The following is a 21,245-nucleotide window of genomic DNA, read 5'->3' as shown; positions in this document are numbered from 1 at the left end:
ATTTCTTAGTCGAACCAGCCTTTTTTCTTAAACCACAAATACATGCCCAAACCAAGACAGAGCATGATTCCAATAACAATATAATAGCCTGCATGCCAGTTCAGCTCAGGCATATTAATAAAATTCATTCCATATACACCGGCAATGAAGGTAAGAGGCATAAAAATTGTCGTCATTACTGTTAAAGTTTTCATTATGGAATTCATTCGATTTGAACGCAAGGAGTCATAGCTATCCCTTAAATCAGCGGTCATTTCTCGATTCGATTCAATCATTTCCGTAAGCTTCAGAAGATGGTCATAGATGTCTGTAAAATACACCAACTGCCCCTTAACAGCAACAATTTTGTCGGAGTTGATTATTCGATATAGCAAATCCCGCATAGGAAAAACCGTACGACGTATTCTAAGCAAGCTGGCGCGAATGTCATATACTTGCTCTGTCATAACCTGTATATCTGCATTATTTTCCTCTTGTACCTCAAGCTCGTTCAATTGGTCTTCTATTAAGTAGAGGGTTGGAAAATAGTTATCGACAAGCTTGTCCAAAATTAAATAAGCTACATGATTATGATCCTTCCCCGAAGCGACAAGGGGGTCATGAATTTTACGCCATACCTCTTCTACTTCCTGAGAGGGCGCTAGATGAAAGGTTACGATTCCACGGGGACCGAGAAAGAAGTCCACCTCTTCCGCTTTTAAAGTACCCGGATGAAGAGAATGAAGGACGAAAAAATGCGTTTCCTCATAGTGGTCTACCTTCGGTCGTTGAAGAAAATGCATGCAATCCTCGATAGCTAGGGGATGAAAATTGAAAAAGCTATCCAGCAGCAAAATTTCTGTTTCTGTCGGACAGTCAAAATCTACCCAAAACCATTTGATATTGTCATTCATCAAGCTTTGGAGAGGGACATCCTCCAGCAATTCCTGATTATCTGTTACCGCCATTATTCGAAGCAAGCCTAATCACCTCTATTATTCATTATGCTCCGAATTAGAGGATGATGGCAACATGCTGTATTTGTTTGACACCTTGCTCTCACTGGATTAAACTTAAACTAATTCTAAATTAAAAAGGATGATCGCCATGAGAAAAGCAGGAGCGATGACCGTACAGCGTAAAACGATATATGATCTTCTTACTGCGGCCCAAGATCACCCGACTGCATCTGATATTATCGAGAAGCTGAAAGCAGGCGGGCACAATTTCGCCTATGCGACAGTATACAATACACTGAAATATTTAACGGAGGAAGGTCTTATTCAAGAGCTTAAGCTTGAAGGAGATGCAAGCCGTTATGATGCGAGAACGGAAGATCATCACCATATTGTTTGTACCACATGCGGTAAAGTTGATGAGGTTTTCATAGAAACACCTTCTGAATGGCTTCAATCTATCGCCAAGCAGACCGGCTATGAGATCACAGAGGAACAGTACTTGTTCAAAGGAGTGTGCGAAGGATGCAGGAACGCGAAGAAATCCGCTCATTAAACGAAACCGATATTATTAATAATAGTATGGCGTCACCCGTTGCTCTCAATGAACAGGGCTTCTGTGAAATTACGAACCGAATTCTGATCGTCAGCCCTCGGCCCGCGTCCTTAAGAGCACTTGTTGCAGAGCTTGCTGAGAAATGTTACGACGTTCTGCTGCTACACCATGCCGATGACCCACTTCTAAGCATGGTTCAAGGTAATATCATTGTCATTGATCGTACTGTTGAGTCTCCTAGTAATGTCACGAATGCTTGGTCTGGTAACGGTTCTTCTCCGGTTCTGGCATTAGTGCATGAAATAGAGTCGGTCCCTCCCCTAGGAGAGGAGTGGGTGAAGTGGCCATGTCCAATAGAGGAGCTCATAGCCAAAATCCAGCAAATTTCCTTGAGCATTAGCGTTCCCGCTATTTCCTCTGAAGATTCAAGCCACCATACGTTCAAAGAGCTCGTTCTAGACACTGGTCGTATGACCGTCACTCATAATGGGACTAAAGTCGATCTAACGAAAACGGAATATGATCTACTAAGAATTATTATTGCAGCCAACGGCCGAGTGATGACCCGACAGGAATTAATGAACGAGGTGTGGGGTGAGCAATATTTTGGGGGCAGTAATGCAGTCGACGTGCATATCCGCAGTCTTAGAAGTAAGCTTAATGACGATCCCAAGGATCCTCGGTATATCGCTACAGTAAGAGGTGCAGGATACCGCTTAGCTGACCAATAACTTCAGGTTCATTAGATCTTCATGAAACCTTAATCATACCTTCATGCAGCGTAAGTCGCATTGGGGTATGATTTTTTTATAACTAAATTTAGATTTAGTTTAATTATAAAAAATTTAGGAGTGATTCATTCATGTCAGAAAACATCACGAAAATTGCTAAAATTGGAGAATTAGCCCCTCTGTTTGATCTTCCATCCACCAAAAACTTGGACACGTTATCTGAAAATATAAGACTAGAGGATTATCGAGGACGTTGGGTTATGTTCTTCTTCTGGCCCTATGATTTTACTACCGTGTGTCCTACGGAAATCATTGCTTTTAACGAATCTGTCGGCACATTCCGAGATCTAAAATGCGATATTATCGGAGCTTCAGTAGATAGTGTCTACACTCATCGGGCTTGGATGAATACTCCTCGCGATCAAGGCGGTATTGGTACCATTCGCTATCCTATGGTTTCAGATTTCACGAAGGAAACAGCAAGAACTTACGGCGTGCTAGATGAGAAAACAGGATCAGCGCACCGTGGATTGTTCATTATTGATCCAGAAGGCATCATCCGTTATCAGGTCGTTACCGACATGAACGTTGGCCGTAGCGTAGAAGAGACTATTCGTATTCTGGAAGCTCTGCAATCCGGTGGAATGTGCCCAATCGGCTGGAAAAAAGGAGATAAGACTCTAGGCTAACGATTAACGATGAATGAGAAGATCTGTTTGGGTCATCATATACCTCAGGGGGTGTTATGATGACCGGACGGAACAGTAAGCCTGATAATGATGGACCTTCAAGCAGCCCAAGCCAGCTTAGCCAATATGGCGATAAGCTGGCTTCTGACAATGATGAGGAGTTTCAAGCCGCTGCAGAACAAGCATGTGAAATAACAGCTGAGCCTGACCACTAGGCTGTGAGATAGGCTTGGTTAGCTTTCGGCTCGTCATCGTTGCATTTTGCGACGATGAGCTGGGCTTGGTTAGCTTTCGCCTCGTCATCGTTGCATTTTGCGACGATGAGCTGGGCTTGGTTAGCTTTCGCCTCGTCATCGTTGCATTTTGCGACGATAAGACGGGCTTGTTTTGTTTTCGGATCATTATCGTCGCGTTTTGCGACGATGAGATAGGCATGGTTTGTTTTCGGCTCGTCATCGTTGCATTTTGCGACGATGAGATGGGCTCGGTTAGCTTTCGGATCGTCATCGTTGCATTTTGCGACGATGAGATGGGCTCGGTTAGCTTTCGGATCGTCATCGTTGCATTTTGCGACGATGAGCTGGGCTTGGTTAGTTTTAGGATAAGTATAAACAGCTTTCGCTGTCTTTTGGATAGCGAAAGCTGTTTATGTCGGAGGTTATTCAGAAATGGATATAATGAAACTTATCCATTCCTGAATAACTTAATAAAAGAGTTGTTATTCCAAGGTTTGATTTCAACCCTCGGAATAACAACTCTTTCCTTTACACGATCATTATTAATGAGCTACTTCTTCCAAATACCTTTCACAATCGAGCGCGGCCATACATCCCGTACCCGCAGCACTAATGGCTTGACGGTATTTATGATCCTGAACGTCTCCACAAGCGAATATGCCTGGAATATTAGTTTCTGTTGTCCCTGGTTTAACGAGCAGATAACCCGTTTCGTCAGTGTCTAATTGCCCGTCCAAAAACCGAGTATTCGGTGTGTGTCCTATCGCTACGAATAGACCATCTGTCGCAATTGTCTCCTCCAGCCCCGTTTCGTTATTAGTAACCTTCAACCCTGTTACTCCGAGCGGACCGCTTACGACTTCAAGTGGAGTACGATTTAGATTCCAACTGATTTTAGGATTGTTGCGAGCGCGATCCTGCATAATCTTCGATGCACGAAGCTCGCTACGACGGTTAACCAGTACAACCTCAGATGCAAATCGAGTTAAGAAATGGGCTTCTTCCATCGCGGAATCTCCGCCGCCAACGACGATAATTTTCTTGTTGCGGAAGAAGAAACCATCGCATGTTGCACAGGTACTCACTCCACGTCCGATGTTTTCCTTTTCTCCCGTAATTCCTAAATATTTAGCCGATGCGCCTGTAGATATAATTAACGTTTCTGCCGTCAGCTCACCCAAGCCTTCAACGGTTAAAGTAAACGGACGCTTCGACGTGTCTACTTTGTTGACCCAGCCAGAACGAAATTCCGCTCCGAAACGCTCGGCCTGCTTACGCATATTAGCCATTAGCTCAGGTCCCATAATGCCATCCGGAAATCCCGGAAAGTTCTCCACCTCGGTCGTAGTCGTTAATTGACCACCTGGCTCTGGCCCCTCGATAACGAGAGGATTCAAGTTGGCACGTGCCAAGTAAATAGCTGCCGTTAATCCTGCAGGTCCCGTTCCAATAATAATTGTTTTGTGTGTGCTCATGATCATTCACTTCCTATCTTTATATTGCTACTATAAAAAAATCATACCATCCATGCCCAAAAGCTGCATGAAGGTATGATGAATGTTAGATGAAGGTTTCATGAAGAGAAATATGGAAGCTTCTCACTACGGACGAATAAGTGTTCCATCTGCTTTACGATCTAAGGAATATGGCCTATGGTACGATGTTCGTTTCCAGCCGTCTTCTAGTAGCTCCGAGGCTTTTAACTCATCTATATCAATACCAAGCCCAGGCTTATCATTCGTATAGAGATATCCTCCCCTACGTTCAATGATGCCTGGGAAGATGTCCCGCTCTTCCGGACGGAAATGATTAATTTCCTGAATGCCAAAGTTCCACACTGCCATGTCCAGATGAACAGCGGCAGCCTGATTAACGGGGTCATTCTCCCCACCTTCCTGCCAAGCTGTTCGTACTCCGAAAGCTTCACATAACGTGGCAATTTTACGGCATGCACTAATTCCCCCAGCCTTTGAAACGCGTACACGAATGAAATCAATTAGTCGTTCCTTCACTAGCTCAATCCATTCCTGTGGGTTTACGAATAACTCTCCGACAGCTTGGGGAGTCGAGCTTTGCTGTCTGAGTTGACGGTACCAGCCTATTTGCTCTGGCGGAAGGACGTCTTCTAGATAGAACAAACCATAAGGCTCCAACCGCTTCGCAAGCTGGATTGCGATGATCGGCGATATATGCTCATGAACATCATGGGTAAATTGCACCTCGGGTCCGAAGGTCATTCGCAGCTGCTCGAACATCTTAGGAATAGCATCTAAATAGAAGTGCTCATCGAATATTTTATCCGTCTGCCATGCGTTGTCGGGAACATTCATTTTCTTGCCTGTGAGGAAACCTCCTCCTCCATACCCTCCAAGCTGGCATCTAACAACGGTATATCCTTCCTCGGTAAACCGATGGACATCTTCTTTCAGCTCGACGATATCCCGTCCTCCAGCATGTCCGTAGCAGGCAACGGCAGACCGACTAGCGCCTCCAAGCAACTGGTAGACGGGCATACCTGCCTCTTTACCTTTAATATCCCAAAGCGCCATGTCAATTCCGCCTATCGCCGTCTGTACAATGGCTCCGTTGCGCCAATAGCCGCTTAAGCTCATCGTATTCCAGAGATCCTCGACCTGGGCAGCGTCTCTACCAATAATAACCGGCGCCAGTATTTGCTCGATCACTTGAACGACCGCATCCGGGTAATACATATCCGAAGCCGATCCCACTCCGTACAATCCATCCTGATCCGTCGTTACCTTCACAATTGTCCAGCTACCGTCATGTCTTGTACGAATGCACTTAACCCCAGTTATGATAGCCATCGTCGTGTATTCTCCTTCTTAATGATGCATCTTTAAATTTCGCTGGATCAGCGTCATATTGCAGGTTTCTGTGAAAAAGAAAAGCCGGCCTCTCGAGAAAGGACGGCTTTTCTTGATGTATGATTTGTTTATTTCTTTGCAGCAAGGTAAGCGTCAATTTGCTTCTGGGCATCGGCGATGATCTTATCGAGACCTAGAGCCTTCTGCTTCGCAATATAGTCGTTTACAGAGCTTTCGACATTTTTCACTACGCCAAATTCGATTGGTTTACCGAACTCCTCATAAGCTGTATCGCGCTTGGCGATCTCGTTTTTGACATTATCCTCTGCGATAAATAGACCGTCGACAGGTGAATTGACATTGACCGGTATGCTAGCAAATTCTGCTTCCTTCACCCAGAAATCCTTAGGATAAGTTTGGTTAGGACGCATGAATTGTGGCTTCCAGAATGCCCATTGACCGCCCCACTCCATATAGTTAGAGGTCGTAAATTGCATGCCTTCTGGATATTCAGCTACATCGCCTTTAAGAACATAGGTTTTGCCTTCAATACCGTATTGGACGAGATCGTACAGCACTTTATCTGTCTCCATCATATCCAAGAAGCGCAAGACACGGTCAGGGTGCTCCGAGTTACGGTTAATGGCAAGCACGTTCGCGAGTGCCGTTCTATTAACATATCTCTTGTCTGGATACAGCAAGGACATCTGGTGCTTGTAAGATGGATCAGCGAAGCCCGGATCTGCGAAAGCCCATTCATGCGAGGTCATGGTGAACAGCGTCTTGCCGTTTCTCCATTGATCCGCGCCATTTTCCTTATCTATCATGGCATCCCGATTAAGAATTCTGTCGTCATACCATTTCTTAGTCATCTTCGCTGCTTCCAAGTAGAATGGCTGTTGCTCTAACGCTTGAATTTTAATAGCTGGGTCATTCAAATAAAAGCCCATATTGTGGAAAGCGAGGTCGACCCACTCTTCACGAGCCATATAGATAGCTTGGGAAGGCGTACGGGACAACTTTTCATTCGGGTATTTTGCCTTCAGCTCATGAAGTAGAGCATCTACGTCTTCAATTGTTTTAATTGAATCCGGAGCACGTGTAATGCCCGCCTTCTCGGCCAAATCAACGCGCCAGCCTGCGAAGTTACGTTGGTTCATTTTCATCGTCCATGGAAGACCGACGATTTGCCCATTAATTGTTGCTGCTTCCAGCGTTCCTTGCTCCTGGTATTTCTTATTGAGATTCGGCGCGTACTTAGGCAACAGATCGTTAAGGGCCATATAAGAACCTTTAGCAGCCATTTGCTTATAGGACAGCCAGTCTCCATCAAAATTCAGATCCCACTTATCTCCAGATGCGGCCATGACAAGCATTTTGTCTTTGAAATCGCCGAATGGGATAAAGTTAACGTTAAATTTAACGTTAAGACCCTTAGCTTTCAGATAATCGCTGACCTTCCCCCATACTTCATCAGTCGCTGCTTTCTTGTCACCGCCAAAGTAGAATTTGAGTGTGACCTCTTCCTCTTCCTTTTCCTTCGAAGGCTCTTCCGACGGGGATGCGGATGGAGAAGCCACGCTTCCGCTTGGAGGCTCTTTACTCGGCTCAGCTTTGTTGTTTTTGCCTCCGTTGCATGCTGCCAATGAAAGCATTAGAAGTAAAATAACGATCGCGATGATAGGCAGCTTTGTATATCCTTTTAACATCCAAACCTCTCCCTTTCGTTTGTTGTATACAATACAGCCGAAGCTGGCATTGTCATCCTTTAACTGCTCCTACCATCAGACCTTTAACGAAATATCGCTGAAGAAAAGGGTATAGGAAAATGATTGGACCGATCGTAACGACCGTTAACGCCATCTTGATCGATTCCGATGGTAGCTGAGACGCTATGCGTTGAATGTCCATCGCATTGCTGGAGCTTCTTAGAAACTCGACGTTAGAAATTAACGTTCTCAGTAAAAGCTGCAGCGGCTGTAGCTCTTGCTTATCTACGAACATCAGCCCTAGGAACCAATCGTTCCAATAGCTCAAGGAAATAAACAAACCAATCGTTGCTAGCACTGGCTTCGCAAGCGGAACGATGAGCTGTGCATAAATTCTAAACTCTCCCGCTCCGTCCATTTTCGCTGATTCATGCAAATCCTCCGGCATAGCCATAATGAAATTACGCATTAAAAACATATTGAAGGCATTGGCTAACGGAGGCAGGATCATAGCCCACATCGTATCCTTCAGCTCCAGGTACCTCACGCAGATGATGTACCATGGAACCAAGCCACCGTTAAACAACAGCGTGATGATAGCGTAGATGGAAAGCGCATTGCGAAATCGGAACGAACGTCTTGCCATCGCGTATGCGGCCATGCTTGTAACGAACAAGGAGAGAACAGTTCCAACGACTGTAACAATAATGCTAATGATGTAGGCATCAACAATTCTATGGGAGCCTAGTATAAGAATGCGGTACGAATCAAAGCTGATATGCCTAGGTAAAAGTGAGTAACCATAATTCACGATGTCCTTCTCCGAGCTCACGGAGCCTGAAACTACCATAATAAAGGGTAGGAGACAGGCTAAGCTGAACAAGGAGATGAGTGCTACAATACAGATTTGGCCGACTGAATATCTCTTGCGGAGCATAGCGTTTTACCTCCAATTCCGAATGGGATCAGGTTAGAAAATGGCGGAATCTTTATCTGTCCTACGAGCAATATAGTTGCTTACGAGAACGAGAACGAACGCGACTGTCGATTGAACGAATCCTGCTGCAGAAGCCATACCAATATCTCCCGACTTGCGAAGGCTTCGATAAACGAAGGTATCAATAACATCCGTTGTCGGAAACAAGAGTGCCGCATCCCCAATCATTGCGTAGAACATTCCGAAATCTGCGTTCATGATACGTCCTACTGCTAGCAACGTTAAAATCATGATTGTTGGCTTCAGCATCGGTAAACTAATGTAACGCGTTTGTTGCCATCTGGTGGCTCCATCTATTGAAGCTGCCTCGTAATAAGAATTATCAACGCTCGTGAGAGCTGCCAAGTAAATGATTGTTCCGTATCCGGTCACCTTCCAACGAACGGCGAGCGTTAAGATGAAGGGCCATAATCCTGCTTCACTGTAGAAATCAACTGGGTCGAATCCAAGAGATTGTATAATTCGGTTAATGGCTCCACTCTCGAAATTCATCAGGTTGTAGGCGAAGACACCGACGACTATCCAAGAGATGAAGAAGGGCAGGAAGGTTAATGATTGCGTGATTCGCTTAAAATACTTGTTTCTAATTTCATTGAGCAATAACGCAAGTCCAACCTCAAACACCAATCCAGCTGCGATGAATAAAGCATTTAGAAGTATCGTGTTCCGCACCGCTCGGTAAGCTGTCTCAGAGGAAATTAAGTAATCAAAATTGTTAAAGAAGGGCTGTGCCCAATCGCTTCCGAAAATTCCTTTGCTAAAGTCGAAATTTTTGAAAGCAATCACAAGGCCTGCAAGCGGTAAATAATTAAAGAGAAACAAGAGAGTCGCGGCTGGCAGAAACATAAGCAAAAGGGCTCGATTTCGGACAAGCTCGCGTAAGACCCCTTTACTCTTCAGACCTACTGATGTCGACGTACGTTCAGCTCCCGTGACGATTTTCATAGCCTTTTACCTCTCTCTTGTAGGGATGCTTTAATCATAAATGCGCTTCCAAAAGCTTTCTATGAGTCAAACTTAAACTTTGCTGGCGATAATTGTCCCTCTCAATGTTTAAGAGGAATAGATCATCCAAGTAAAACGGCTTTGCCGTCATTAGGACGGCTATACACGTTTGTATCGAGCTATCAGATGAGTATATAGACATAGAAATTTATACTTTCTGATAGTCGAACTATGGCGATATATCGCTTCCCGAAACCGAACCCGCAGGTGCATCGTCGTCGTAACCCATTCCACCTCTGTAAAGATTATTAGTGACGACCATACGTTCGATTTTTTCCCCAGCATAAACGTGTGTCCTTCCAGATTGTTGAAAATAGGAATTATACAGGTACACCTCGCCCCCGCTCGAGTTAATTCCCCGGAAGCCAACAACAGTAAAATTCCCTTGCTGCATCGTAAATTTCCCGGATTTCACATCGATACTGCGAGAAGGATCGCCCCACATCGAGGTGTTGAAAAAGGTAACCTCTGATTTAAACTGTTCTCCTATGGTCACGTACACCTTATCCGTAGAACTCATAGAGACGAGCTCTGTATTAATAAAGGTCAATCCTTTGGGTCCTGCCGCCTCCAAATAAACACCCTTCTTGCTTCCATCAGTACCATGCCCGATGACAATCGCTTCAGGCCCATTGCCGTCCTGACTAGCAAAATGGATGCCATATAGGGAGCCATAGACAAACGTATTAAAAATAATCTGCTCTCTTACATTCTCAACACGGAAAGCGTCCAGATTTTCCTTCTGATAGCCCCACACCTTGTCAAACTCATTGTCCATCGGACGATTAGGATAGGTGCTTCTTGCTGAGTAATGCGGGTTGAATTGTACGTTACGAATAATCCCACCGACCGCGCCGCCACCCACGTAAATACCTTCTTTAAGCGGGGAGCCAGCAACGTAGTCAATGTAATGGCCACTAGTATCATAGGTTCCGAAATCAATGCCTTGATAGGAGTCTGGAAGAGTCGTGTCGATGACATATACGTCATGCCCTAGTCCCTGAATGGTCCAAGAATAAGGCTTAATTGCATCCCAATTTTGCCCGTCGTAATAAATGTTCAGCCCTCGAATTCCCGCACTCTTTGCTAAAGAAATGAATGGACTTGCTTGAGCATCATTTTCCCCATGGTTCGTAAAAATGACGGTTCCCCCGCCAATCGTATGATGAGGTACGTCCCATGAGCCTCTTAGCTCTACTCCGCTAGGCACTGTAAGTGATTGTTGAATTCTGTATGTTCCCGCAGGTAAATAAACAGTTCCTCCACCTGAAGCTCCGGCATCTTCCAACGCCATCTTTATAGCAGCAGATACGTCTTTCTGTCCGGTCCTATCTGCGTCATAGGGGGATGCGGTCACATCAAACAGGAGCGCAGTCGTCGGTTTAGGCTGCATGGCAATATCTAGCTTCACAGCCTGTGGGAGCTTCTTCAGCTGAACCTGACTATCCTGAAGAACCTTTACTTCTGCCTTGAGACTATGATTTTCTATATCGAGCTTATTGTCGAAGCCCGAGTTAAGCGCATTGACCGATGCTACGGCTTCTTCAAGCAATAAATGCCCCTTGGGCTGCGAGAACTTCGTCTCTCCTAAAATAAGTGAGCCCGCCTTAGCTACAATTCCGTGCCCAATCGATTCATCCCAGCCGCCAATAAGACTATTTTCGAAAGACAATACTCCGCTGCCTTCGTTCAAGACGGCATTAAGTGGCAGGCCTCCAACCGTTACCTTATTAAATTGCACAATAGCTCGAAAGCCTTCTGTTGCGTAAATCGCGACTGGAGATTTTCCAGCATTGGCCTTGAAGCTGCTATCTGAAATCAATAAACCGTAATCATTCACGCCTTCAATCTTCAACGCAACATTGCAATTGTCGATGTCGACGCGATAAAATTGCGCATTGGCTGTGTCGGTTGAGCCTGTTCTTGTCGTAACTCTCATGCCCGTTTTGAAGCCTGAGATGCGAATGTCAGACATATACTCCCAATCCGAGCGTCCCATAACGATACCTTCTGCATGTGCTGTCATGTATTCGAACAGTGCCTCCGGTACAGGTGCGCCCGGTAGCCCTGAATTTGCCCAAAACTCAGGAGATAGCTGAATGCCTTCAAGTCGACCGATATCCGTCGTAAAATCCAGAAAAATTCCTGTTTTCAGCGTTGTTCCGGACAGCTGTTTGACGTAATGTAGCTCGTTCCAGTCAGGTCCAATTTTAATGCCGTTATAAGAGTTAACTAGTGTTACCTTCTCGATTGTCGCGCTGTCACCTGATAGCTGAGCAATAGTCCAAGGGTAAGCATAGGGATCCTCTAATCGTTGCTCTGGATACCAGATGGATAAATTCGTTATCCCGCTCGCTTGTTTCAGTGAGATAAAGCTTTCTCCCTTTTCCTCTCCTCTGCCGGAATACGCCTCTAAAATCGTTCCTTCGACCGCACCACCCGACCATGTATTACTCCTGTCTCCTCTTAATGTAACCCCCGTTGGGACAAGCAGTGTCCCCATAATTTTGTATCTTCCAGCAGGCACGAATACGACTCCACCGCCGTTCTTACCTGCTGCGATTAGCGCTCTCTGCAAGGCTCCGGTATCATCCGTCTTTCCGTCGGCTGCTGCTCCAAAGTCCGCAACGTTAAAATCAGCAATGACGATATCCTCCGATGGAAATTGCGTTTTGATTACTTTTTTCTGTGTTTCCGGGTTTATCCAAACCGCTCGTACGGGACTGGGCTCGCTATCCTCTGTTGCTTCTGTTTCTTTGACAACGGGGGCAGATATCTCTGGGTCTTGTCCAGCCTCTTTATTGCGGCTATCTTTGGATGCCTGAATCGCGATAAACACGGCAATGACCAATATAACGACAGCGCAATATGCAATTAGCATTCGCCTGCTCCTCCACATCTTGCTCGTACCCATCATCCATCTTCCTTTGTTGTTTTGGCGTTTTGTTGGTTGGTTCCTTGGTGCTCCGTGCTTGGTCTCGTGCTTGGTCTAGTGCTTGGTCTCGTGCTTGATTTGGTGGTTGGTCTGGTGTTTCGTTTGTGTTTTGTTTGTGCTTCGTTTGGTGCTTCGTCTGGTGCTTCGTCTGGTGCTTCGTGCTTGGTATCTATTGTTTAACTACTCTGCCTTTAATCTTATTTGGGCTTCCCCACCCCCGCCATGAGTCAAACTTAAACTTTGCGGGCTAGAATTGGCTTGTTAGGAGGAAGACAATTGCCGCACTACCGCCTAGTTACTCGAAATATTCGTACATCCCCAGCCAATCCCGCCCCTTCGCAACCCCGTTACCCGAAATATTCGTACTTCTCCCTCCATTCCCGCCTCTTCACAACCCCGTTACTCGAAATATTCGTACATCTCCTGCCAATCGCGCCCTTCACAACCCAATTACTCGAAAATATCGTACATCTCTCTCCATTCGCGCCCTTCACAACCCCGTTGCTCGAAATATTCGTACATCTCTCTCCATTCGTGCCCCTTCGCAACCCCATTGCTCGAAATATTCGTATATCTCACTCTAATCGTGCCCTCTCCAGACCTTGTTGCTCGAAAATATCGTACATCTCTCTCCATTCCTGCCCTTTCACAACCCCGTTACTCGAAATATTCGTACATCTCCAGCCAGTCGTGCACCTTCGCAACCCAATTACTCGAAAATATCGTACATCTCACTCCATTCCTGCCCTTTCGCAACCCCGTTACTCGAAATATTCGTATATCTCCAGCAAATCGTGTCTTTCACAACCTTGTTGCTCGAAATATTCGTACATCTCCTGCCAATCGCGCCCCACAACCGCGTTGCTCGAAATATTCGTACATCTCCAGCCAATCCTGCCCCTTCACTGCCCCGTTACTCGATTTTCTCGAGCATCATAGCGCCTCCCGCTCCCACGTGCTGCTAACCATGCAACAGAAAAAGCCGCCCAGACCGGGCGGCTTCATTCTCTACTACAATCTATTATCTATTATTTATTCCAAAGGTAATCATTAACTTGTCTTTGTACTTCCAAGATAATCTTATCTAGTCCGTTAGTTTTTTGTGTATCTACGTAGTGCTGAACCTCCATCTCTACGTTATTAACTTTGCCGTATTCAATCGGCTTTCCGATTTCGTTTGCTCCACGGTCTCTTTTAGCCACTTCATTCTTAATTCTGTCGTCTGAAATCAGAAGACCATCCACGGGAGAATTGATGTTCATAGGCAAATCGGCAAACTCAGCCTCCTTCACCCAGAAATCTCCGGGATACGTAGGGGTAGGTCGCATATACTGAGGCTTCCAGAATGCCCATCGGCTATCCCACTCCATATAATTACTAGTGAAATATTGCATTCCCTCGGGGTAATCAGCCGCTTCTCCATGGAGTACATATGTCTTTCCCTCAATTCCATATTGCACGAGATCGTACAGTACTTTATCTGTTTCCATCATATCTAGAAATCTCAGAACAAGCTCTGGATTCTCGGAATTACGATTAATAGCTAAGACGTTAGCAAGCGCTGTCCGATTGACATACTTCTTGTTGGGATAAATGAGCGACATTTGCTGCCGAAACGATGGGTCTACGAACCCTGTGCTCGCGTTCGCCCATTCATGAGACGTAATCGTGAAGAGCATATTTCCGTCTCTCCATTGGTCTGCACCATTTTCAATATCAATTGCAGCGTCCCTATTCAAAATTTTATAATCATTCCATTTTTTGCTCATAAGAGCGGATTCTAGGTAAAAGGGCTGCTGCTCAATTGCCCTTACAGTCATCTTAGGGTCACTCAAATAAAAGCCAAGCCCATGAAAAGCAAGATCGACCCACTCTTCACGAGTAATATATAACGCAAGCGGTGGAATTCGAGAAAGCTTAAAGCTAGGAAAGGCATCCTTAAGCTCATGGAGGAGAACGTCGAGATCCTCTATTGTTCGAACGGTGTTAGGCTCACGATAAATTCCTACACTTTCGGCAAGATCAGCACGCCAGCCTACGAAAGGGCGCTCGTTCATTTTCAACGTCCATGGAAGACCTACAATTTCTCCATTCATGGTCGCTGCTTCCAGTGTTCCGAGCTTTTCATATTTGTGAAATAGATTGGGCGCATATTGGGGTAGAAGATCGTTTAACGGCAAATAGGAGCCTCTTGAGGCCATTTCCTTATAAGACTGCCAATCTGAATCGAAGTTCATGTCCCATTTGTCTCCTGCAGCGGCCTTAGTAAGCATTTTCTCCTTATAATCTGTAAATGAGATAAAACGCACATCAAACCTCACGCCAAGCCCTTTCGATTGGACGTATTCGCTCACCCTATTCCAAACCTCGTCAGTAGCTGCTTTCTTCTCCCCACCAAAATAAAACTTTAGCGTAACCACTGTACTTGAAAGATCTGTGGCTTGACCACCCTGCTTGCTACAAGCTGCAAGAGGTAGTCCTACCATCAAGAGAACAGCTATGACGATGAGACGTATACGGATCTGCACTATCGGCATGTGCGCTTCTCCCTTTATTAAATCGTATATATAGGAAATTCAATATGAGAATCGAATTCCCCTCCCCAATATAAGGTTTGGTTTGCAATTATTACATCTTTCTGCTTCGCCCAGTTACCTGGAAGATTAGGATGAGCATGATAAGCCGGGGAATTAGACGAGGAAACATCCAGCCTAATTCTCGACCCTTGCTTCATTCGCCATGATATTGCCCAGAGCTCGATTGTTAATCTCTCTCTTTGCTGCGGCGAATAGACCATTTCCTTCTCCGCCCCATTGCGGTAGGCGAGACTAGTAATTCCGTCTGCAATATTATAAGCTACCCCATTTGGAAATACCTCGATAAGCTTAACGGTGAATGCGGTATCCTCAGCCGAAGAGCTTACGTGCAGAACTGCCTTGATTTGTCCTGCAATAGGCATATCCTGTTCCAGAGGTTCGGACAGAAATGATATTACGTCCTCCCGGTAGCAGGGCTCATGTTGCTTCACACTAGCCGCTTTAGGCAAATATTCAGAATCCCCGTATACGGACAGAAGACCGCTTCCTCCTACCGTTTCTACCGGATGATCAGGATCATAGAGGTAAGATAGCTTTGAGTCCTGCTCCACGGGCTTGAGCCCTAAGCTCAGGTGGTCATTCAGATGAAACGTCAATGTTTCCTTAGATGGCGGCCACTGGCCCCACGTCTTCCACTTATTCTCTCCAATCTCATAAGCATGAACGACACCTAACGCTTCTGTGTAGGACTGTCCCTTCAATGTATAATTAAACCATTCCAGTACGGCCTTAGTGCCCCCATTTGGTCCGTCCACCCAACCCCCTGGATAATCTAAATCCCCATAAGGTGCTAGAGAATGAACCCAAGGACCAACGACGAAACGGCTAATAGCTCGAATTTCCTGACGTAGCCCGAAGTATGCTTCAAACATTGTATCCAATGCTATATCGAACCACCCTCCGACCATACAAATCGGAATATTCACTTGGGAGGGCAATTGTTTCATTAGACACCAAGGCTCAGCATCATTCCAAAGATCATCGCCCGACCCAGGGTTGGCAAGGATATTTCGGTACCAAGAAGCTTCAACACCCATAAGCTGCCTATCCATCTGCATCGGGGGACGTATCCGATAAGCCTGTCTGGCAACCTCGTTTAAATCTCTGCCTGCCCAATCAACCCCTGAGTTCGATAGCAGCCAAGAAGTATAGATGTCATGCCTGAACATCCCATTCATATAAGCAAATCGATTGACATCAGTACCCATCACGCTTATATACATCGTCTTGACTTCTTTAGGTAGCACATCAGCAAGTATCCATTGGTTAAAAGAAAGATAGGAGCCCCCGTATAGTCCGATATTTCCATTTTGCCACTGCTGAACAATAAGCCACTGCAACGTATCAAGCCCATCCTGCCGCTCGTTTATATAGGGGTGCCAGACTCCTTCAGACCTCCCTCTTCCCCTGCATTCCTGTAGTACTATTGCGTAACCATGCTCAACGAACTGCAATAGGGATGGATCACGAACATCTTCTCCATCCACATAAGGATTCCGGACAAGAATGGTCGGCCACGGGCCTTTTCCAGAGGGCAGCCATACATGAGTCACTAATCGGATACCGTCGCTCATTTCAACAAATTCCTTCTTGTATTCCCCGTGGGAGTAGCCTGGCTCCGGCATTGGGCCAACTGATGTTTCTCTCGACAACTCGGAATCCCCTTTCTACCAAGTAAAATGGCTTCGCAGTCCTTGGGACGGCAGTATACGTTTGTATCGAGCTATTAGATGAGTATAAGAAATTCAAATCTTATACGTTGTTTAAGCATAAACGACTGACGCCGTCCTTTCACGGCGTTCAGCGTTTATGTCGAAGGCTATTTGGCTTACGAACTCAGTAACTCTTATTTGATCAAAATCTAATGGTTTTATATTTTAACGAACTCCAGACAACTTATATCCAGTAAAGTAGCGCCTTTCCTCCTATATTTTCCTCAATAGCGCCACTGGAGTTCGTAAGAATAAATAAGTAGTCCATTTATCGGTAATAAGCACAATACGGTTCGTTAAGCTAAGACACACATTTACCCCTTGCATGCGCGCTGCCGCAGGCGAGATCGTAATCGTTATGTGGATTGTAGCGGAAGTAGTAGGATGCGGTAGGATACGGCAGATTATTAACTGTCTGGCCTCGCTTAAATAGGGTACTGATATGTTAAAAATTTAACAGCCGCTTATTACATACCTTCTCCCAGCTATAGCATCCCATTTTACTAAACCGTCGCTCTCTTTTATGAAGGAAACCTCTTTATCACTGTCCATAATCTTTATACTCCTACCTACCCGGACAGTACAGATACCAGTAAGATTGCAGCTTATAGCAGCCTCCTCCAAGCTACCTTCTCTCCAGCGTATGTTTACTTCAAAACCACCTCTTGCTCTTAATCCAGTAACCTCCCCCTCTTTCCAAGACTGAGGAAGTGCTGGTAACAGATGGATAACACCAGTATGACTTTGCAGCAGCATCTCTGCAATACCAGCGGAACCTCCGAAGTTACCATCAATTTGAAAGGGAGGATGGTTATCAAGTAGATTAGGAAGCGTCGAATGAGTAAGAAGTGCTAGCACATTGTCATAAGCCTTCTCTCCCTCCTCCAGTCTAGCCCATAAGTTAATGATCCAAGCTCTGCTCCATCCTGTGTGCCCGCTCCCGCTTGCAAGTCGCCTCTCCAAGGTAACCCTGCTAGCGGTCGTCCAATCCGGTGTGCCCCTAATCGTAAATCTCTTCCCAGGGTGTAGAGCAAACAGATGCGAAATATGCCGGTGACCAGGCTCGGCCTCCTCGAAATCTTCCAACCATTCCTGTAGCTGGCCGTGCTTCCCTACAGTAGGCTGTGGCAATCGGCTCCTTAGCTCGTTCAAGATTCCTGCAAAGCTTTCGTCCGTTTCCAGAACATGGGCAGCCTCAATACAAGCTGTAAATAACTCATGCAGGATTTGGCTATCCATGGATGGGCCTATGCAAACAGTACCCGACTCCCCATTAGGCAATAGATAGGTATTCTCGGGGGAGACAGATGGTGTCGTAACAACAAGTCCATCGTTCGTTTCTGTCAAATAGGAGGTGAAAAAAAGTGCGGCCTCCCTCATGACCGAATAAGCCTGTTCCAGGAATAAGCGATCTTTCCCAAACTCATAATGCTCCCAGAGATGGAGACATAGCCACGCAGCACCCATTGGCCAATAGGTAGCTGGCAGGTAAATATCCTGTGGTGCTGTATCCGCCCATATGTCTGTGTTATGGTGTGCGACGAAGCCACCGCATCCATACATTAGCTGTGCCGTTCTTCTGCCTGGCTCCCGCATCCGCTCAAGAAGCTCAAAAAGCGGCTCATGACATTCGGCCAAATTGCCTGATTCAGCAGGCCAATAATTCATCTGGGTGTTAATGTTTATCGTATACTTGCTATCCCATGGCGGTAGCATATGCTCATTCCATATGCCTTGAAGAGTGGCGGGTAATGAGCCCGGACGGCTGGAGGAAACGAGTAAATAACGACCGAATTGATAATATATTGCAATGAGCTCTAAATCCTCTGCCCCTTCCTTCACTCGAGATAGTCGAATGTCGGTAGGAAGTCTGTCAGCATCAGAAGGGTCTGACAGCTTCAAAGCAACTCTCCCCATTAACGCTTGGAAATCAGTGGAGTGTCTCTCTTTAAGCTCTCGATAGGTTCTATTAGAAGCCTCTCCCGCAATTCGAATAGCCTCCGCTTCTGGATCCGGGTAACGGAAGGTTGTTGCAGCAGACACAATAAACATCACCTTGTCAGCCTGCTCGATTACAATATTTTCACCAATAAGAGATAAGCTTCCTCCTTCAATAACGATCTGAATGACGGTTCGGAAGTCAGACCCTCCCGCCCCTCCACAATTACCGCGCATTACAATCGTACTTGAGTTAACCTGTACAATCTCATCATAATAACGGTTAGTCTCCCCGCGGGTCAGTCTTGCCTTCAAGGAAATTGCACCGGAGCCATTTGACGTAAGATTCATGATCATAGCCTGATCGGGATAGCTGCAGAAAATCTCTCGTTCATATGTGGTATTCCCAACCCGATAGCTGATCTTTGCAATCCCATCGGAAAGATTTAATTCTCGTGAATAGTCGGTTAACTCCCCTTCTCCATATCGAAAGCTCATTGTTAAATCCCCTAGTGGCATATAGTGCCTCTGGGATTCAGGAACTCCCGATAAAGCCATAGCAGCTAAATCCTGGGCTTCACGAGGTCTTCCTTGTGATAGAAGCGTACGAATTTGCTCCAAATTGGCGTGGGCATCCGGGTTGTTACGGTCTCGGGGTCCACCATACCAAACACTATCCTCATTTAAGGCTATTCGTTCTTGGTGTGGATGACCGAATACCATCCCACCCAATCTCCCGTTACCAATGGGTAAAGCCTCCTCCCAAGCAGCTGCAGGCTTGTCGAAGCGTAGCTGATAATCTATATAAGAATCAATGTGCGTCGAATTTGTAGTCATACCAACACCACACCATCTCTCTATTCATTTTTTGGTTATTAAATTGTCTAATTCGTGCAATTCGAGAATGTCTGGAAAGATACAACTACAAAAGGAGCGGAATAAATCTTCCGCCCCCTTTGTTAGAGCTTAATACCTTACTTCAAAGTCGCTCTTAACTCTAGCGTCTTCTTATTCCAAGCTTCCGTCAGTGGAATGATTTCGTTAATGTCGCGATCACCGAAAATAATATCGTTCATTATATTATTCCAGTTGTACTCGCCCCATCCTGGAATCGTAACTCCTGGTTGAATGACGGCATTTTCTTTGGCAAGCTGCACAGCTGCGATATTCTTACCTTGCCACATTGGTGTTTTTTCATAATAAGCAGTCAAATCAGAATCAACGACAGAAGCATTGGCACCTTGGTCAATCTTCCATTCCTGTGCTTCCTTCGTGAACTGGAAGCTCAGCCACAGGAATGCTTCTTCCTTATGCTTGGAGCCCGCTAGAAGCGAAAGCGGTCCATATATTGTATATCCCGGTTGGCTCACTTTACCTTTAGGGAAAGGCAGGACATCCCACTCGAAATTGGCATTCTTCTTTAGATTCGGAAGCACCCAGTCTCCACCAATTGCAAAGCCTGTTTTTCCGTTAATGAAATCACGAGTGACATCACCCTGTGCAGTCGCAGCAGCATTGCTAAGCAATGAGCCGTCTTTCGTTACGAACTCCTTCAGCCATTTCACATCATTAATGACGTCAGGTGAAGCCATTACGCTTTGCGTTAAATCCTCATTCATATATTGCAGATTGGCTGCATGCCCATCGGCTATCGCTTTCGTGCTAAGCAAGCGCATCTGGAACTCAGCTTGTGTCGTTAAACCATATTCTCCTGCATCGGGATGAGTGAGCTGCTTAGCAATATTTCGGAAATCGTCATAAGTCCAATCGTTAGCTGGCATATCCAAGCCGTTCTTAGTAAGCAGGTCTTTATTAACCAAAATCCACATCGGAACGTCAACCATAGGTACGGCTAGCTTCTTATTGTTATAAGTCATCGTATCAAAAAATCCTTTAGGGAAGGTTGCTCCTTGGAAAATAAGATCCTTCTCAATGTAAGGCGTCAGATCCTCAACCAGACCACTTTGGTCAAAGGCAATTAGATCCTGATCGATCTCAGTTACGTCAGCAGGTGTACCGGCAGCTTCCAGTGTTGCAATAATTTCCATAATAGGCTGACTATTAACCGGTATTTGTTCAATTGTGATCCATGGATACTTTTCATTGAACAGCTTATACAAATCATTGTAGGAGTCCTTCCATGAAATAAATTTCAAGGTAACAGGGTCATGTTTCTCAGTAACTGGCTGACTATCCGATTCAGTTGCAGGAGCGCTTGGACTTGCCTCTGATCCTTTAGTCTCCTTACTGTTTCCTGCATTGTTATTGCTAGAGCAAGCTGAAAGAATGACGGATAACACTAATACGATACTTAACATCCATGTCAGAACGCGTTTGTTGCTTGTCATTGTATTTCCTCCCCTAGATTAGTGTTTGATAA

The 21,245-nt window shown here is 45.5% G+C and carries 17 protein-coding genes; 4 read left to right on the top strand and 13 right to left on the bottom strand.

Annotation, left to right across the window (positions count from 1 at the left end; all coding sequences use genetic code 11):
* Positions 1-5: 5 nt before the first annotated feature.
* Positions 6-959 (bottom strand): magnesium/cobalt transporter CorA, encoded by a 954-nt coding sequence (corA, locus tag KCTCHS21_RS05570; RefSeq protein WP_130605727.1) that lies wholly within the window; start codon positions 957-959, stop codon positions 6-8.
* 127 nt (positions 960-1,086) lie between these two features.
* On the opposite strand from corA, the gene KCTCHS21_RS05565 reads away from it, so the two are divergent.
* From KCTCHS21_RS05565 to KCTCHS21_RS30815, 4 genes are all read left to right on the top strand, one after another.
* Positions 1,087-1,491: a Fur family transcriptional regulator gene (locus tag KCTCHS21_RS05565; protein WP_130605725.1), complete on the top strand. Its 405-nt coding sequence runs from the start codon at positions 1,087-1,089 to the stop codon at positions 1,489-1,491.
* Positions 1,461-2,222 carry a winged helix-turn-helix transcriptional regulator gene (locus tag KCTCHS21_RS05560; protein ID WP_130605723.1) on the top strand — a complete coding sequence of 254 codons (762 nt, stop codon included), beginning with the start codon at positions 1,461-1,463 and terminating at the stop codon, positions 2,220-2,222. The genes KCTCHS21_RS05565 and KCTCHS21_RS05560 overlap by 31 nt, the downstream gene beginning before the upstream one ends.
* 131 nt (positions 2,223-2,353) lie before the next feature.
* Positions 2,354-2,911 (top strand): peroxiredoxin, encoded by a 558-nt coding sequence (locus KCTCHS21_RS05555; RefSeq protein ID WP_130605722.1) that lies wholly within the window; start codon positions 2,354-2,356, stop codon positions 2,909-2,911.
* 56 nt (positions 2,912-2,967) lie between these two features.
* Complete coding sequence (locus KCTCHS21_RS30815; protein WP_157993957.1) at positions 2,968-3,126, top strand: hypothetical protein; 159 nt, start codon at positions 2,968-2,970, stop codon at positions 3,124-3,126.
* A gap of 563 nt (positions 3,127-3,689) precedes the next feature.
* On the opposite strand, the gene trxB is transcribed toward KCTCHS21_RS30815, so the two are convergent.
* The 12 genes from trxB to KCTCHS21_RS05495 form a co-directional block, all read right to left on the bottom strand.
* Complete coding sequence (gene trxB / locus KCTCHS21_RS05550) at positions 3,690-4,622, bottom strand: thioredoxin-disulfide reductase (RefSeq protein ID WP_130605720.1); 933 nt, start codon at positions 4,620-4,622, stop codon at positions 3,690-3,692.
* A 126-nt stretch (positions 4,623-4,748) separates the two neighbouring features.
* Complete coding sequence (locus KCTCHS21_RS05545; RefSeq protein ID WP_130605718.1) at positions 4,749-5,972, bottom strand: enolase C-terminal domain-like protein; 1,224 nt, start codon at positions 5,970-5,972, stop codon at positions 4,749-4,751.
* 128 nt (positions 5,973-6,100) lie between these two features.
* Positions 6,101-7,681 carry an extracellular solute-binding protein gene (locus KCTCHS21_RS05540; protein WP_130605716.1) on the bottom strand — a complete coding sequence of 527 codons (1,581 nt, stop codon included), beginning with the start codon at positions 7,679-7,681 and terminating at the stop codon, positions 6,101-6,103.
* A gap of 52 nt (positions 7,682-7,733) precedes the next feature.
* Complete coding sequence (locus tag KCTCHS21_RS05535; RefSeq protein ID WP_130605713.1) at positions 7,734-8,618, bottom strand: carbohydrate ABC transporter permease; 885 nt, start codon at positions 8,616-8,618, stop codon at positions 7,734-7,736.
* A 33-nt stretch (positions 8,619-8,651) separates the two neighbouring features.
* Entirely contained in the window at positions 8,652-9,623 is a 972-nt protein-coding gene (locus KCTCHS21_RS05530; protein ID WP_130605712.1) for an ABC transporter permease, read from the bottom strand.
* Between the two features lie 229 nt (positions 9,624-9,852).
* Positions 9,853-12,564, bottom strand: a complete 2,712-nt coding sequence (locus KCTCHS21_RS05525; protein WP_232058094.1) for a glycosyl hydrolase family 28-related protein — start codon at positions 12,562-12,564, stop codon at positions 9,853-9,855.
* 401 nt (positions 12,565-12,965) lie between these two features.
* Positions 12,966-13,172 (bottom strand): hypothetical protein, encoded by a 207-nt coding sequence (locus KCTCHS21_RS31070; protein WP_162309278.1) that lies wholly within the window; start codon positions 13,170-13,172, stop codon positions 12,966-12,968.
* Between the two features lie 155 nt (positions 13,173-13,327).
* Complete coding sequence (locus KCTCHS21_RS05515) at positions 13,328-13,510, bottom strand: hypothetical protein (protein WP_130605706.1); 183 nt, start codon at positions 13,508-13,510, stop codon at positions 13,328-13,330.
* A gap of 136 nt (positions 13,511-13,646) precedes the next feature.
* Positions 13,647-15,155 (bottom strand): extracellular solute-binding protein, encoded by a 1,509-nt coding sequence (locus KCTCHS21_RS05510; protein ID WP_232058093.1) that lies wholly within the window; start codon positions 15,153-15,155, stop codon positions 13,647-13,649.
* A 17-nt stretch (positions 15,156-15,172) separates the two neighbouring features.
* The gene (locus KCTCHS21_RS05505) at positions 15,173-16,867 is read right to left on the bottom strand and encodes a CocE/NonD family hydrolase (protein WP_130605704.1); all 1,695 of its coding nucleotides are present in this window, start codon (positions 16,865-16,867) and stop codon (positions 15,173-15,175) included.
* A 513-nt stretch (positions 16,868-17,380) separates the two neighbouring features.
* Complete coding sequence (locus KCTCHS21_RS05500; RefSeq protein WP_130605702.1) at positions 17,381-19,702, bottom strand: glycoside hydrolase family 95 protein; 2,322 nt, start codon at positions 19,700-19,702, stop codon at positions 17,381-17,383.
* A gap of 137 nt (positions 19,703-19,839) precedes the next feature.
* Complete coding sequence (locus tag KCTCHS21_RS05495; RefSeq protein ID WP_130605700.1) at positions 19,840-21,213, bottom strand: ABC transporter substrate-binding protein; 1,374 nt, start codon at positions 21,211-21,213, stop codon at positions 19,840-19,842.
* Positions 21,214-21,245: the final 32 nt, after the last annotated feature.

Origin of the sequence: Cohnella abietis (assembly GCF_004295585.1) — a bacterium.
Lineage (GTDB): Bacteria > Bacillota > Bacilli > Paenibacillales > Paenibacillaceae > Cohnella > Cohnella abietis.
The sequence above is the reverse complement of the archived record's forward strand: the minus strand, read 5'-3'. Positions and strand labels throughout refer to the sequence as shown.